Source organism: Streptomyces sp. NPDC059166 (genome assembly GCF_042755185.1).
Taxonomy (GTDB): Bacteria; Actinomycetota; Actinomycetes; order Streptomycetales; family Streptomycetaceae; genus Streptomyces.
Genome location: NZ_JBHZCI010000013.1, coordinates 120,021 through 135,104 on the forward strand (window position 1 = coordinate 120,021; position 15,084 = coordinate 135,104).

The window sequence follows — 15,084 nt, forward strand, 5'->3', positions numbered from 1 at the left end:
GTCCGCGGGTGCGGCACGGATCAGTGCCGGAAGTACTCCGGCTGCGTCTGCACGTTGAGTTCCGGCAGACGCACCCGCTTCGCCGGGTCGGTCCTGCGGTCGTCGAGCTTCAGCACGTCGAAGCCCTTGGCGATGTCGTTGGAGTAGATGTAGCCGTTGTAGTAGTACGCCGACCAGGGGCCGGCCGTGGTGACGGCGTCCGTGGAGACGGGGCCGCGCTCGAAGTACGCGATCTCCTTCGGCTTCGAGGAGTCGGTGAAGTCCCAGACGGAGACTCCGCCCTGGTACCAGGCCTGGACCATGAGGTCACGGCCCTTGACCGGGATGATCGAGCCGTTGTGGGCGACACAGACCTCGGTGTCGGCCTGCGGGCGGTCGATCTTGAAGTAGCTCCGGAAGACCAGCTTGCGGTGGTCTCCCCTGCCCTTGATGTCGTAGATGCCGTCGGCCCCGCGGTTCGGGCCGATCTCGTCGTTGCAGGTCGCCGCGCCGCCGCCGCCGAGTTCGTCGGTGAACACGACCTTGTCGGCGTCCTGGTTGAAGGTCGCCGAGTGCCAGAACGCGAAGTTGACGTTGTCCTGCACCCGGTCGATGATCTTCGGGTTCTCCGGGTCCTTGATGGAGAACAGCAGGCCGTCGCCCATGCACGCCCCGGCCGCCAGGTCCTGGGAGGGCAGCACGGTGATGTCGTGGCATCCGGTGGTCTTCGAGACTCCGGGGTTGGTGGGAGCACCCGGGTTGCCGCCGTCCGGGAAGAGGACGGGGAAGTTCACGATCCGGGCGTCCTCAGGGGAGTTGCGCGGCACCTTGATGACGGAGATCCCGTCGTGCGGCGGCTGGCAGTCGGGGAACGTCTCGTTGGGCGAGTAGGACGAGACGTAGATGTACACGTCCCTGCGCTCGGGAACGATCGTGTGGGTGTGCGAACCGCAGGCGGTCTCGACGGCGGCGACGTACTTCGGGTTGCGCTTGTCGCTGATGTCGAAGACCTTCATGCCTTCCCAGGAGGACTTCTCCGTGGCCGGCTGGGTCGTGCTGGCGCAGGAGTTGTCGCTCCGCGAGGAGTCCGTCGACAGGAAGAGCAGGTTCCCGGAGACCGAGATGTCGTTCTGGGATCCCGGGCACAGTACCTGGGCCACGGTCCTCGGCTTCTTCGGATTGCGGATGTCGAAGATCCGGAAGCCGTCGTAGTTGCCCGCGAACGCGTAGCCGCCCTGGAAGGCGAGGTCGGTGTTGAGCCCCTGGAGCGCGTCCTTGGGTATGTTGACGAGGTGCTCGATGTTGTCGCTGTGGACGATCTCGTCCACCCCGGGTACGTCACCGCTCTCGATGGCGGCCCTGACATCCGCCTGCTCGCTCACGGAGACTCCGCTGCGGTTGGCGGAGGTGTCGCCCGGGTCCGGCGTCGCGGCCGCGGGTCCGGCCGTGAGCAGGGTGGCGATGAGCCCGGCGGCGGCGGCCGCCACACCCAGGCGTCTGCGCCGCACGCTGGTGGTGTGCAACGAGGTCACTGTGTCCTCCCTTGTATCCGTCCGTCGTCGAACGGTTCCTGGACCCCGGCAGTATCGCCCTTTCCATGTACACACCAACAGATGGCAACAGAGACGTAATAAAAGTTTCCGATCACCGGCCGGTGGAAGTGTTGGGATGGTTGCGACACACTCATATGGCCATGGAGGTCGCCATGCTGATGCACCGTCGGACCACACTGCTGCGCGCGGCGGTGCTGCTCACGGCGGCGCTCGCCCTTGGCGGCTGCGACGGAGACGGTGGCAGCTCGGCGAAGGCCGGTGCGGACGACGGGCCCGCCGTCATCGCCCCGGGCAAGCCCGGCGAGCCGGCGAGGAAGCTGTCGGCCGAGGAGGCGGCGAAGGAGGCCGGGGACGACACTCCCAACTCCGCCGACTTCCGCTATGCCTCGATGATGATCGAGCACCACCGGCAGGCGCTGGTACTCACCGCCCTGGTCCCGGACCGGGCGTCCTCCTCATCGGTCGAGCGGCTGGCGAAGCGCATCTCGGCCGCCCAGAAGCCGGAGATCGGCGCCATGGAGGGCTGGCTGAAGAACAACGGGGGCGAGGAACGCGCACGGGAGCACGACCACTCCACCATGCCCGGGATGGCCACCGACGGGCAGATCGAGAAGCTGCGCGACTCGCGGGGCAAGGCCTTCGACCAGCTGTTCCTGGAGCTGATGATCACCCATCATCAGGGCGCGGTCACCATGGCCACCGAAGCCCTCGCGGACGGCAACAACGTCCTGGTGGAGGAGATGGCCAACGACGTCGTCGCCCAGCAGACCGTGGAGATCGAACGGATGCGTGCACTGCTGCTGCCCTGACGAACGCACGGTGAACGCGGGCGAGTGGGCAGGTGCACGGCGTTCCGTGCGGGAGCGCCCACCTCCCCGCCGGGTCAGCTCTCGCCGAGACGCTCGGCCTGCAGCGCCGCTCCCCCGAGGACGCTGTCCAGCAGCCCGGGGAAGAGTGCGTCCAGGTCGTCGGCGCGGACACAGCTCAGCTTCGCCGTGCCCCGGTAGAACTGGGTGATCACACCGTTCTCACGGAGCACCCTGAAGTGATGGGTGGTGGTGGACTTGGACACCGGAAGATCGAAGCGGGAGCAGGCCTGCTCGTCGTCCGCATCGGCGAGCTGACGCACGATCCGGAGCCTGACGGGATCCGAGAGCGCGTGCAGCACGCCCTCGACGCGGATCTCCTCACGTGAGGGATGCGCGAGCACGCGAGCTGCGTTCGACGTCACGATGGCTCCAGTCCGTACCGGGAGCTTCATTGTACGAGAGTCGTCGTAGTTTTATCCACGGCCCGCCACGACCAGACGCGCCCGGGGGCTTCCGTCGTGCCTGCGGCCGAGGATCTCCAGGGGCAGCAGCCGCACGGTGAATCCGGTCCGCACGAGGTCGTCGACCACGCCGGCGAGGGGAAACGTGCGGTAGTACATGACGAAGGGCGGGCGCCACACGGCGTTGCGCACCCGCATCGCCAGGTCGAAGCCGAGCAGTGACCAGTAGGCGCGTGAACCCACCGGTGGCGGCGCGCCCACCGGAAAGGCGAAGACCCCGCCCGGACGCAGCGCGTCGTACACCTGACGGAAGAGCACGGGGCGTTCGTCCGGCAGGAAGTGACCGAACGCCCCGAAGCTCAGGGCCAGATCGAAGGCGGCCCGGAAGGGCAGGGCCCGGGCGTCCGCACGGATCCAGTCCACCGCGGGGCCTCCCCCGGCTCTCAGGTGCGTGACGCTCGCCACGTCGAGCATGCCCGCGCTGAAGTCGACTCCGGTCACCCGCTCACGGCACAGCCCGCGCAGGACGCCCACGCCCGCCCCGGTGCCGCAGCAGACGTCCAGCCCCCGGTCGAAGGGCCCGAGGGGCCGGACCGCGTCGGCGACCGCGTCCAGCACCCGGGCGGGCGTCCGGTAGGGCGTCAGATCGAACTTCGGGGCGAGCAGGTCGTAGCCGCGCATCGTCGAGGAGAGCGCCTGGACGGCCAGTTCGCGGAGCGTGGGGCCCTGAGGAGTGAACATCGCCGCTCAGCGTACCCACAGGGCAGGTGTCACACGGCGTAGCCGTACTGTTCCGGTACGGCGACCTCTCCACCGAGCGCGCGTGCGGCGTTGCGGGCGAAGTAGGGATCGCGCAGCAGTTCGCGGCCGAGCAGGACGGCGTCGGCGCTGCCGTCGGCGAGGATCTTCTCGGCCTGGACGGGATCGGTGATCAGCCCCACCGCGGCGACGGGAAGACCGGCCTCGGTCCGTACCCTCTCGGCGAACGGGACCTGGTAGCCGGGCCCCACGGGGATCCGGGCCTTCGGCGCGAGCCCGCCGGTAGAGACGTCCAGCAGGTCGACACCGTGGGCGAGGAGGCTGCGGGCGAAGCGGACCGTGTCGTCGCCGGTCCACCCCTCGCGGGGGTCGTCCTCGTTCTCGGTCAGCCAGTCGGTGGCGGAGATGCGGAAGAAGAGCGGGAGTTCCTCCGGCCAGACCTCGCGTACGGCGTCGACGACCTCGAGGGCCAGGCGGGTGCGGTTCTCGAAGGAGCCGCCGTAGGCGTCGGTGCGGTGGTTGCTGTGCGGGGAGAGGAACTGTCCGATGAGGTAGCCGTGCGCCCCGTGGATCTCGGCGACCCGGAAGCCCGCGTCGAGCGCGCGGCGCGCGGCGTCGGCGAACTGCCGCACGACCTCCTGGATCTCCTGGGTGCTCAGCTCGTGGGGCACGGTGTGGCCGTCGTCGTACGCCAGGGCGCTCGGAGCCACCGGCTGCCAGCCCTCGGGGTCGTCGGTGCCGACGGGCGACCCGCCGAGCCAGGGGCGGCCGGTCGATGCCTTCCGCCCGGCGTGTGCGAGCTGGATTCCCGGCACGGTGCCCTGGGAGGCGAGGAACTCGGTGATCGGGCGGAACGCCTCCACCTGGCGGTCGTTCCAGATCCCGAGGTCCGCGGCGCTGATCCGGCCCTCCGGAGCGACGGCGGTCGCCTCCACCAGGACGAGGCCGGTGCCACCCGCCGCGCGGGAGGCGTAGTGCGTGAAGTGCCAGTCGTTCGGCGCACCTGTGTCGGGGCCGGTCGTCGCCGCGCTGTACTGGCACATGGGGGCCATCCAGATGCGGTTGGGGACGGACAGCGACCGCAGGGCGTAGGGCTCGAACAGTGCACTCACGGGGGGACTCCGATTCCTCGGGACACGGCGGGCGGCGTGGCCGGGCCCCCGGCCACGCTCGTACGATGTTCACCGTACTACGAAAATTACCGTACTACGGTGAACGTCGAATTACGAGGGCGCCTCCGGGCCCGCTCACCCTCCGGGCAGGGGTCGGCGCCTCAGCCGGATCGCCGCGTCGGCCTCGTACGTCTGGCTCCAGCTCCGCCCTCCTCCCGAGGTCCAGGTCACCTGGACGTTCACCCCGTCCACCCGGACGTCCTCCACCGTCATCAGGCGCTCCCCGTCACGGACGTCGCCTCGCTTCAGGGCGCACGCCTCGACCGTGACGGGCCCCGACGAGCGGGCGAGCTCCGCCTCGGCGGCAGCCGAGGTGAGCGCCGCGGCCAGTTCCCTGGCCGCGGCCGGTGAGCAGGACCAGGAGGCCGGCCCCGCCGCTCCCCCGAGCAGCAGGGTGACCTGGGCGGGGGCGTCCGCAGGGCCGGGCAGGGCTCCCAGCGTCCCCCCGCGCCCGTCCGTGCCCCTGATCTCGATACCCATCGCCCGCCGCCTCCTCGTCCCGCTCCGGTCAGCTCAGCCGGAGGCTCTCCGGCGGGCCCAGGTAGCTGGGCTTGAGACCGCCTGTGTCGACCACGAGGTTCTGGAGTACCACCGTGGGATCGACCATCCAGAATTTCAGCACATGGACACCCGGCCGGCCGATGCGGTGCACAGTGCTGGTGCGGTTGACGTTGTCGGAGGTGTTGCGGGCCCACTGGATGTTCATGGTCCCGTCGTCGGCGCCCGTGACCCGGGTGATGTCGACGGACTGCGGCGCCTCGTCGTCGAAGGAGACCGCGTAGGTCAGTCCGTCGGTCGTCAGGGCGTTGTTGCGGGGCGACAGATGGGCCCAGACCGTGACCGGTCCGGTCGTGAACAGGCTCACCCGGTACTCCAGCCTGGCCGCGCTGCCGCCCGGCACCTGCCGCGAGGCGGTGACCGGGAAGGGCTCCATGCCCGCTCCGGTGCGCCCGATGCCGGGTATGCGTCGCCAGGAGATCCCGTCCCGGCCGACCGCGCGGTGGAAGTGGTCGGCCTCGACGGAGACGTAACCGTTCGCCTCGACGAACCCCTGGAGCCTCGACCGCTCCAGGGAGGGGCGGTCCACCACGGCCCGGACGACGACCTCACCACCCGCGCCGGAGACGGTGACGGGCACTTCCGTCACCCCCCGGGGCGCGCGGGACCAGTCGACGCGGAAGGTCACCCGGGTCTGGGCCTCCACCCTCCCCCGGGTGCGGTCGGCGATCAGCCACGGAGCGCCGGTGCGGACGCGGAAGTCGAAGGACTCGGTACCCCGGTTGAAGACCTCGACGTACTGTGCGGGCTGACTCTGGTACGGGCTGAAGACGGGCAGCGCCGCGTCCTCGGCCGCGCCCCCGCCCGCCGGCCACCAGGCACCGGAACCGTCGACGGCCACACCCATCTCGGCCTTGCGCGGGAGCTCGATGCGCCGCACGGCGGGGAAGATCTCGTCGGCGAGCGCCACGTTGTCCCGTTCCGGCTGCTGCCAGGGGGCGTTGGGGCCGTAGCGCTCGACATCGCCGTACCCGATGTGCGGCTGGCTCTGGAACCCCTTCCACTTCCCGTCGGCCACCTCGGTGTCGAAGCGCCGGGCGAGAGCGAAGTCCTCCGCGAGACCGGCCTCCGCGTCGGCCGCCAGCCGGTTCGTGAGGGCGCGGCCCTGGGGTGCGTAGTGCAGGTTGGTGAACTCGGCCTCCCGCAGGGCGTAGAGGTTGGCGGTCGCGCGCACGGCGTAGCCGACGAGTTCGTACCAGGCGTCCTGGGCGGAGGCGGGCAGCACACGGCGGACACGCTCGGCGGCCGCGGCGAGACGCCGCCAGTCCTCGGTGACGCGCTCCAGTTCCCGGTAGTCCACGATGCTGAACGGGGTGGCCTTGTCGTCGTACACCACGGCCGAGGAGTCGGTGGCCGGGTCCTTGGCCGGATCCAGCGTGATCTTCCGGTTGAGCAGTTCGGGCTTGCGCCGCGACTGGAGCCGGGCGTACGTGCGCAGGATCCCGGCGATCTCCGCGGCATGCCGCTCACCGAAGTTCTGCGCGGCGTAGCGCTCCTCCCACTCGGGCAGGGCGTCCAGGGGCCATCGGTCGGGGTTCCAGGCGTACTCCAGGAAGAACTGGGTGGGAAGTTCGTTGCCCTTGAGGTCACCCACGTTGGTGACCCAGAGACCACGGTTTCCGTAGGCCGCGCTCTGGTGCAGCTGGTCCCACATGTTGGGCAGTGAAGTGGTGTCCACCCACTTGTAGTTGCGGCCCACTCCCACGTAGTCGAAGTGGTAGTACAGCCCGTAGCCGCCGCCCCGGGGGTCGTTCTCCAGGTCGGGCAGCTTGCGGACGTTGGCCCAGTTGTCGTCGGTGAGGACGACGGTGATGTCGTCGGGGACCCTCAGTCCGCGGTCCCAGTAGTGCTGGACCTCCTTGTAGAGCGTCCACACCTGGGGGACCGCGTCCGGCGCCCCGAGCTCCTCGGCGATGATCTGCCGCTGGGTGGCGATGATCTCGGTCATCAGCTCGATACCGTCGCCGTCGGGCAGCCCGACGTCACCGTTGCCGCGCATGCCGACGGTGACCACGCCCTCGAAGTCCTGCTCGGCCATCCGGCGGACACCTTCGCGCCAGTAGGCCTTGACGGCTTCGGCGTTGCGGCGGAAGGACCACTCGCCGGTGCCGCCGTAGGGGTCGTGCCCCGGCTCGGTGATGTTGCCCGCGCTGTCGCGGACCGCGGCGACGGCGTGGCGGTTCCACTCCTCGATGCCCCGCATCATCGGCGCCTCGTGCGAGGTCCCCATCACGACGCCGTAGGCCTTCGCGGTGGCGTGGTTCTCCGGGTCGTCCTCGGCGAAGGCCCGGCCCCAGACCGCCGGCCAGAGGTAGTTGGCCTTCAGCCGCAGCATCACCTCGAAGATCTTCGCGTAGAAGGCGGCGTTGAACCCGCCCTCGAAGCCGGGGGCCTTGCCGGGGCCGAAGAACGCGGGCGCCCAGGTGCCGAGCGCCGGGTTCTCGTCGTTGACGAAGAACCCGCGGTACTTCACCGCGGGGGTGCCCTGGCTGTGCAGCCCCGGCAGGACGTACAGCGCGTCGCGGCGGACGGGGAGGACGTCGTCCCACCAGTACCAGGGTGAGACCCCGATGCCCCGGGAGACGTCGTACGCGCCGAAGATCGTGCCGCGCTGGTCGCTTCCCGCGATGACGAACGCGCGGTCCACGCCCGGGAAGGGCCTCTCCACGACGGTCTGCAGGCTGGTCTCCCACTTGCCCGCGACACCCGAGGCCCTGAGCCGGCCCGAGGCGATCAGGCCGTCGATCAGCGGGCTGCGGCCGATGGTGCCGATCAGGACGATCTCGCGGCCTCGCGGCGTCGCGTCCCGCGAGAGGGCCGGCCGGACACCGGTGACGCGTTCGATGTCGTCCCTGAGGTCGCCCGCGACCCGGACCACACCGGCCCAGTCCTTGTCGCTGACCACGAGCGGTGCGGCGCGCCCGCCCCTGACCAGGGGGAACGCGCCGGTCCTGGGTGTGAACGAGATGTAGGCGCCCGGATCGGTGGGCCGGGGCGCGGACGGACTCCCGGAACCCGCGGGTGCTGCGGCGGCCTCGCCGGCGAGCCCCATCAGTGAGCCGAGTGGTGTCGCCGCGAGGGCGGTGGCCCCGAGTCCGGCGCCGAGGACCGTTCTGCGGCTGGTGTGCTTGTCCATGCTGCTCCCCATTTTGTTCACACACATGACAAATTGGACGGGCGTGAGCCCCTGACAGATTTCGGTGCGCGGGACGCGAGGGTTCAGTCGGGGACACCCGGCGCCGCGGCCGGGGCCGGGCGGGCGGAGGCGGTCGCCGCCTCGCCGTCGCCGGAGGACGGGGCCAGGGCGGCCACGATCGCGTCCGCGGTGTCGTCGGGCTCCGGGGCGACCAGGCCGACGACGACGTACACCACCAGGGAGGTCACCAGCGGCGTGACGATCACCAGCGTCTGGTCCGCGCTGTCGAGCACGAACTTCACCAGGAGGTACCCCAGCAGGCCCAGCGCCCAGGAGGACAGCGCGGCTCGCGGCCCGAACCGGCGGAAGGCGGGCAGCAGCCCCAGCAGCATCGGGATCGATATCGGTCCCATCACCGCCGCGACCAGTCCGACGATGATGCCCAGCACCCCGCCGAAGTGGTCGGCCTCGATCGCGACGATCATGCTGACGCTGATGAAGGCGACGGTGCACACCCGGGCGACGAACAGTCCGGTGGCGGGCGGCAGATCGCGTGCCCGGCGGACCACGGCGGGAATGATGTCGCGGGTGACGACCGCGGAGACCGCGTTCGCGTCGGAGGAGGCCATCGCCATGGTGTGGGAGAACATCCCGGCCAGGGTCAGCCCGACGAGCCCCGCCGGGAGGTACGACTCCGACATGAGCGCGTACACCTTCTCGGGGTCCGTGATGCCCGGCATCAGGACCGCGGCGGCGACGGGCGGGAAGAGCAGCACGGCCGGCCAGATCACGTAGAGCAGGGCGGAGAGGCCGGCCGAACGGCGTGCCGCCTTCGGGGAGTCCGTGGCCATGTACCGCTGGGCCAGGTTCCACATCCCGCCGTTGTACTCGAAGAGCTTCACGACGACGTACGCCCCGAGGAAGGTCGCGGTGTACGGGCCGACCAACGGCTGCGCGTGGCCCTCGGGAAGCCTGTCCCACAGGGTGCCCAGGCCCGCGGGGCCGTCGCCGAGGCGGTCCAGCACGACCCAGAGCATGGCGAGAGCGGCGGCGCCCTGGACGACGAACTGGCCGAAGTCGGTCAGCGCGTCGGCCCACAGCCCGCCGACCGTGCAGTAGAGGAGGGTGACGATGCCGGTGATCAGGATGCCGGCGGTCATCGACATGCCGGTGAACACGTTGAGCAGCACGGCCACCGACGCCCACTTCGCAGCCACGTCGAACACCTTGAGCAGCGCCCCGCTCCAGGCGAGGGCCTGCTGGGTGGGCACGTTGTAGCGCTTGGCGAGGTACTCCAGGGGTGACGCCACCGCGTAGCGCTGCCGGAGCCGCTGCCAGCGCGGGGCGAAGAGCCAGGCCCCCACGGCGGTGCCGAAGGCGAGGGGCAGGAAGGCCCAGACGTAGACGGTGATGCCGTAGCTGTAGGCGATGGCGGCGTAGGCGACGAAGACCGCCGCGCTGTACCCGGACATGTGGTGCGAGATGCCGGAGAGCCACCAGGGCATCCGGCCGCCCCCGGTGAAGTAGTCGCTCACGTCGCCGACGCGGCGGTGCGACCAGAGGCCGATGAGCAGCATCACCAGGAAATAGCCGCACAGGGCGGCCCAGTCGAGCGGGGCCATCAGAACTCCTCGGTGTACGTGTCCGCGGGCGGCCGGTCGAGGACCGGCGGCGTCACCAGCGGGGCGTCTTCTTCTCGTAGGTGGGGTCGATCCGCCGCATGTAGCCGGTGTCGTCCCGGTCGCGCAGTCCGCACGAGATGTACTGCTCGTGGAGGCGGGCCAGGGCGTCCCGGTCGAGTTCGACGCCGAGTCCGGGGCCGCGAGGCACACGAACCGCTCCGTCGGCGAAGGTGAGAGCTCCGGGGACGACGACCTCCTCGGTCTTCCACGGCCAGTGGGTGTCGCAGGCGTAGGTGAGGTTCGGCGTGGCCGCCGCGAGGTGGGTCATCGCGGCCAGGCTGATGCCCAGGTGCGAGTTGGAGTGCATGGACAGGCCCATGCCGAAGGTCTCGCAGATCCCGGAGAGCAGCCCGGAGCGCCGCAGCCCTCCCCAGTAGTGGTGGTCCGAGAGCACGATCCGGACCGAGCCCTTCTCCACCGCGGGCGCCAGGTGGTCGAAGGCGACGACGCACATGTTGGTGGCGAGCGGGATCTCCGTCTCCCGGGCCACCGCGGCCATGGCGTCGAGCCCGGGTGCGGGGTCCTCCAGGTATTCGAGGACGCCCTCCAGCCGGCGGGCGACCCGGACCGATGTGGCCACGCTCCAGGCCGCGTTGGGGTCGAGTCGCAGTGGTGTGCCGGGGAAGGCCTCGCGCAGGGCGAGCACCGCCTCGGTCTCCTCCTCGGGCGGCCGGACCCCGCCCTTCAGCTTGATGGCCGAGAATCCGTAGCTCTCGGTCATGCGCCGCGCCTGGGCGACGATGCCGTCCGGGTCCAGGGCTTCACCCCAGTCGTCGGGCTCCGCGCCGGGGTGCCCGGCCCACTTGTAGAAGAGATAGGCGCTGAAGGGGACCCTGTCGCGTACCGCGCCTCCCAGCAGATCGCTGACGGGGCGTCCGGCGGCCTTCCCCTGGATGTCGAGGCAGGCGACCTCGAACGGGGAGAAGACCCGGTCGACGGCGCTGCTGGTGGTGATCATCCCGGTGAGGCCGGTCCCTCCGGATCCGTCGTCGTAGGCCAGCACCTGGGCCACCTTGCGGTGCATGGCGCCGAGTGCGTACACGTCCATGCCGGTGAGGGCGTCGGCGGCGGCGCGCAGGCGGCGCAGATGCCCGACGTCCGCGTACGTCTCGCCGAGTCCCACGAGGCCGTCGCCCGTGTCGACCTCCACGATCGCCCGCAGGGCGAAGGGCTCGTGCAGGCCGACCGCGTTCAGCAGCGCCGGGTCCTTGAAGGCGACCGGAGTGATGCGCACTCCGGTGATCCGGAGGTTCGTCGCCATGTGTTCTCTTCCGTGCCGGTGCGGTGGGGGGCGTGGTCAGTGCCGGCCGGCGGCGAGGGTCAGGGTCTGACGCAGGGTGCCGTAAGCGGGCTTGGGGGCGTACGCCTCGTCGAGAATGTTGGCCGCGCCCTCGCCCGGGAAGGTGTCGGGAACCCAGGAGTAGGCGTCGGTGAAGCCCCATACGGTGAAGTCGTTGCAGCCGGGGGTGAGGAGGCAGCCGCGGAGCAGGACGCCGTACCCCTCGGCCTGCGCCTCCAGCTTCGTGCTGTCGGCCGGCATGGGGATCCGTACGTCCGCCTCGGTGATCGCCGTCTCCAGGCCCAGGCGGTCGAAGCGCAGCATGTTGTCGGCGATGTCGTGCGGAGCGCTGTACTGCACCGCCAGGTGGCCCTGGATGCCGACGCCGTGGACGGGCACGCGCTGCTTGCGCAGCTGGGTCACCAGCGCGTACAGGGCGGTGCTCTTCGCGTTGACGCCCTCGATGTTGTAGTCGTTGATGAAGAGGCGGGCCTTGGGATCCGCCTCGTGGGCCCAGCGGAAGGCGTCCGCGATGTAGCCGGGGCCGAGCTTCCGCAGCCAGATGCTGTCCCGCATCGTCCCGTCGTCGTCGAAGGCCTCGTTGACGACGTCCCACTGCCAGATCCGCCCCTTGAAGTGGGTGACCTGGTCGGTGATGTGCCGGTGGAGGATCTCGCGCAGTTCCTTCGGGGTGAAGTCGCCCTCGTTCAGCCAGGCGGGGAGCTGGTTGTGCCAGACCAGGGTGTGGCCCCGGACCAGTTGCCCGTTCTTCCGGGCGAAGTCGACGAGCCCGTCGGCCGCGGCCCAGTCGTAGGTCCCCCGCTCGGGCTCCACCGCCTCCCACTTCATGACGTTCTCCGGGGTGACCGAGGAGAACTCCTTCGCGACTCCGGCCCGGTAGGGCGCGTCGCCCGCCAGGGCTGAGGTGTTGACGGCGGTGCCGACCCGCAGACCGGCCTTCAGGCCGAGCGCGCCGAGGGTGCCGGGGGCCGTGTTCGGTGCCTTGCCCCCGTGCCGGACCGGGCCGCCCGTCGCGGCGTCCGCGCTGGAGAGGGCGAACGCCGAGAGGAGGAGCGCGGCGGCGGTACCCACCGCCATCGAACGAGTTGCCTTGAGCATGACAGATGCCTTTCCGTGGTGGCACATGGACACGGAACCGCCCGCGGAGCAGCCGGGGACGGCGTTCGAAAGTTTCGGTACCGCCCCGCGCACTCCCGGCAGGGGTACGCGGGGCGGCCGCGGGATCAGGTACGCGCGAGTGGCGCGTCGACCGAGGGGACGCAGACCATGCGCCTGAGGTGGTCGACCGTGCGCTCCCGGCCGGTGAGGCGCAGCCGCACGGTGTGCTTGGCGTCGGCCACGTCGCTCGACGTGGCGAACCGCAGTTCCAGGTCGCCCGGCTCGACGATCCGGTGTCCCGCCGCACCCGTGAAGGAGACCAGGTCCGGGTGGAACCGGAAGCTGACTCTCCGGGACTCCCCCGCGGCGAGCGGCACCCGCGCGTATCCGATCAGGCGAGCCTCGGGGCGCGTGGTCTGGGCGACGGGGTCGTGGGCGTACAGCTGGACCACCTCCGCCCCGTCGCGGTCGCCGGTGTTGCGGACCGTGACCGCGAGGTCCGTCTCCTCGTCGGTGCCGAGCTCGGACGGCACATCGCCGTCGCCCTCCCACGCGAACGAGGTGTAGGAGAGCCCGTGACCGAACGGGTAGAGGGGCGTCGGGTCGAGATTGCTCACACCGCTCGTCCGTCCGAGCGGCGGCTGGAGATACGTCCAGGGCTGGCCCCCGGTGCCGTTCGGCACCCCCACGGGCAGGCGGCCCGACGGGTTGACGCGCCCGGACAGCACACCCGCGAGCGCCGGACCGCCCTCCTCTCCGGGGAAGAACGCCTGCACACAGCCGGCCAGCCGGTCCGCCCGGCTGCCGAGGGCGTACGTACGCCCCGTCAGGAGCACCAGGACGACGGGGGTCCCGGTGGCGAGCAGGGCGTCCAGGAGTTCGCCCTGCAGACCGGGCAGCGCGAGGTCCGCGACATCGCAGCCCTCGCCGGAGGTGCCGCGCCCGAACAGTCCGGCACGGTCGCCGAGGACGGCCACGCAGACGTCGGCGGCCGCGGCCAGCTCGGCGGCGGCCCCGATGCCCTCGGCGTCCGTACCGTCCACGTCACAGCCCTGCGCGTGGTCGATGTCCGCGCCCGGGAACTCCTCACGCAGCGACTCAAGCACCGTGGGCACGGTGATGCCCATGGGTGTTCCGGGGTGCTGGACACCGACATGGCTCGGGAAGGAGTAGCAGCCGAGCATCGCCAGCGGGTCGTCGGCACGCGGTCCGACCACGGCGATCCGGCCCGTGCCGGTCAGCGGGAGAGCGCCCTCCGGGTTGGACAGCAGGACGCAGGACCGCTCCGCCAGCAGCCGCGCGAGGGCGCGGTTGCGTGGCGGGTCGAGGTCCACGGTGCCGCGCGCCTGATCCGGGTCGGTGTCCGCGAGTACGGAAGGCAGCGGCCGGTCCCCGTCCAGCAGGCCGAGCTCGCACTTCTGCAGCAGGACCCGGTGCAGGGCGCGGTCCACGAGTTCCTCCGACACGGCCCCCTCCCGTACGGCGGCGACCAGTTCGTCGCCGTAGCTGCGGACGGTCGGCAGCTCCACGTCGACCCCTGCCGTCAGTGCCAGTCGGGCCGCGTCGCCTCGGCCCGCGGCCACCTTGTGCAGGGTCTCCAGGAAGCCGATGCCGAAGTAGTCGGCGACGACCGTGCCGGTGAACCCCCAGGTGTCCCGGAGAAGCCCGGTGAGCAGCGCCGGGTCGGCCGCCACGGGGACTCCGTCGATCTCGGCGTACGAATGCATCACCGAGCGGACACCGCCCTCCCGGACCGCCATCTCGAAAGGCGGCAGGATCACGTCCGCCATCTCCCTGGCCCCGGCCCGGACCGGGGCGAGGTTGCGGGCCCCGGCGGACGCCGAGTAGCCGGCGAAGTGTTTGAGCGTGGCGATGACTCCGGCGGACTCCAGGCCCTTGACGTAGGCGGTGGCGATGGTGCCGACGAGGTAGGGGTCCTCGCCGATGGTCTCCTCGACGCGGCCCCAGCGCAGGTCCCGCACCACGTCCAGCACCGGGGCGAGGCCCTGGTGGATGCCGACGGACCGCATGTCGTGGCCGATCCTGTGCGCCATCTCGGCGACGAGTTCCGGGTCCCAGGCCGCGCCCCAGGCGAGTGGTACGGGATAGGCGGTGGCCCCCCAGGCGGTGAATCCCGCGAGGCACTCCTCGTGGGCGATGGCGGGTATCCCGAAGCGGCCGGCCTCGACGATCCGGGCCTGCGCCCTGGCCAGCGAGACGGCTCCGACGCCCGGGTCGACCGGCGCGGTTCCGAACGGGCGGGTCAGCTGGCCGAGTCCGCGGGTGGTGATGGCGTCGAAGTCGACCGGGTCGACCATGTCGTTCTGATGCGGGGCGACTCCGTCACCCTCCGCGTCGGCGCCCACCCAGATTCCGTACAGCTGGGCGGCCTTCTCCTCCAGGGTCATCCGGGCGGCCAGATCGGCGACCCTCGCCTCGGGGGTGAGTGAGGTGTCGCGCCACGGGCCGTCGACGGCGGAGGGCGGGTCGGCGGGACGGGCCTGCGGGACGGGCTGGATTGCCATGGCGGCAGGGGTTCCTCTCATGAGTGCGGTGGTCCGGGGCGGCGGGGATCTC

The 15,084-nt window shown here is 71.0% G+C and carries 11 protein-coding genes; 1 reads left to right on the forward strand and 10 read right to left on the reverse strand.

Going from position 1 to position 15,084, the window contains the following annotated elements; all coding sequences use genetic code 11:
* Positions 1-20 precede the first annotated feature (20 nt).
* Positions 21-1,511, reverse strand: a complete 1,491-nt coding sequence (locus ACFXOA_RS12690; RefSeq protein WP_385025863.1) for an LVIVD repeat-containing protein — start codon at positions 1,509-1,511, stop codon at positions 21-23.
* 179 nt (positions 1,512-1,690) lie between these two features.
* Here ACFXOA_RS12690 and ACFXOA_RS12695 point away from each other — a divergent pair, with 179 nt between their 5' ends.
* The gene (locus ACFXOA_RS12695) at positions 1,691-2,341 is read left to right on the forward strand and encodes a DUF305 domain-containing protein (protein ID WP_385025967.1); all 651 of its coding nucleotides are present in this window, start codon (positions 1,691-1,693) and stop codon (positions 2,339-2,341) included.
* A 74-nt stretch (positions 2,342-2,415) separates the two neighbouring features.
* Here ACFXOA_RS12695 and ACFXOA_RS12700 read toward each other — a convergent pair whose 3' ends face one another.
* The 9 genes from ACFXOA_RS12700 to ACFXOA_RS12740 form a co-directional block, all read right to left on the reverse strand.
* Positions 2,416-2,763 carry a helix-turn-helix transcriptional regulator gene (locus tag ACFXOA_RS12700; protein ID WP_362543185.1) on the reverse strand — a complete coding sequence of 116 codons (348 nt, stop codon included), beginning with the start codon at positions 2,761-2,763 and terminating at the stop codon, positions 2,416-2,418.
* Between the two features lie 51 nt (positions 2,764-2,814).
* Positions 2,815-3,543 carry a class I SAM-dependent methyltransferase gene (locus ACFXOA_RS12705; RefSeq protein WP_385025867.1) on the reverse strand — a complete coding sequence of 243 codons (729 nt, stop codon included), beginning with the start codon at positions 3,541-3,543 and terminating at the stop codon, positions 2,815-2,817.
* A 29-nt stretch (positions 3,544-3,572) separates the two neighbouring features.
* Positions 3,573-4,673 (reverse strand): NADH:flavin oxidoreductase/NADH oxidase, encoded by a 1,101-nt coding sequence (locus ACFXOA_RS12710; RefSeq protein WP_385025870.1) that lies wholly within the window; start codon positions 4,671-4,673, stop codon positions 3,573-3,575.
* Between the two features lie 135 nt (positions 4,674-4,808).
* Complete coding sequence (locus ACFXOA_RS12715) at positions 4,809-5,213, reverse strand: hypothetical protein (protein ID WP_385025873.1); 405 nt, start codon at positions 5,211-5,213, stop codon at positions 4,809-4,811.
* 28 nt (positions 5,214-5,241) lie between these two features.
* The gene (locus ACFXOA_RS12720) at positions 5,242-8,427 is read right to left on the reverse strand and encodes a glycosyl hydrolase 115 family protein (RefSeq protein WP_385025876.1); all 3,186 of its coding nucleotides are present in this window, start codon (positions 8,425-8,427) and stop codon (positions 5,242-5,244) included.
* A gap of 83 nt (positions 8,428-8,510) precedes the next feature.
* Positions 8,511-10,049, reverse strand: a complete 1,539-nt coding sequence (locus ACFXOA_RS12725; RefSeq protein ID WP_385025879.1) for a sodium:solute symporter family protein — start codon at positions 10,047-10,049, stop codon at positions 8,511-8,513.
* Positions 10,050-10,101: 52 nt separating this feature from the next.
* Complete coding sequence (locus ACFXOA_RS12730) at positions 10,102-11,370, reverse strand: glucarate dehydratase family protein (protein WP_385025882.1); 1,269 nt, start codon at positions 11,368-11,370, stop codon at positions 10,102-10,104.
* A gap of 36 nt (positions 11,371-11,406) precedes the next feature.
* On the reverse strand, positions 11,407-12,507 hold the full coding sequence (locus tag ACFXOA_RS12735) for an endo-1,4-beta-xylanase (RefSeq protein ID WP_385025885.1): 1,101 nt from the start codon (positions 12,505-12,507) through the stop codon (positions 11,407-11,409).
* A 125-nt stretch (positions 12,508-12,632) separates the two neighbouring features.
* Complete coding sequence (locus ACFXOA_RS12740) at positions 12,633-15,032, reverse strand: beta-glucosidase (protein ID WP_385025888.1); 2,400 nt, start codon at positions 15,030-15,032, stop codon at positions 12,633-12,635.
* Between the last annotated feature and the right edge of the window lie 52 nt (positions 15,033-15,084).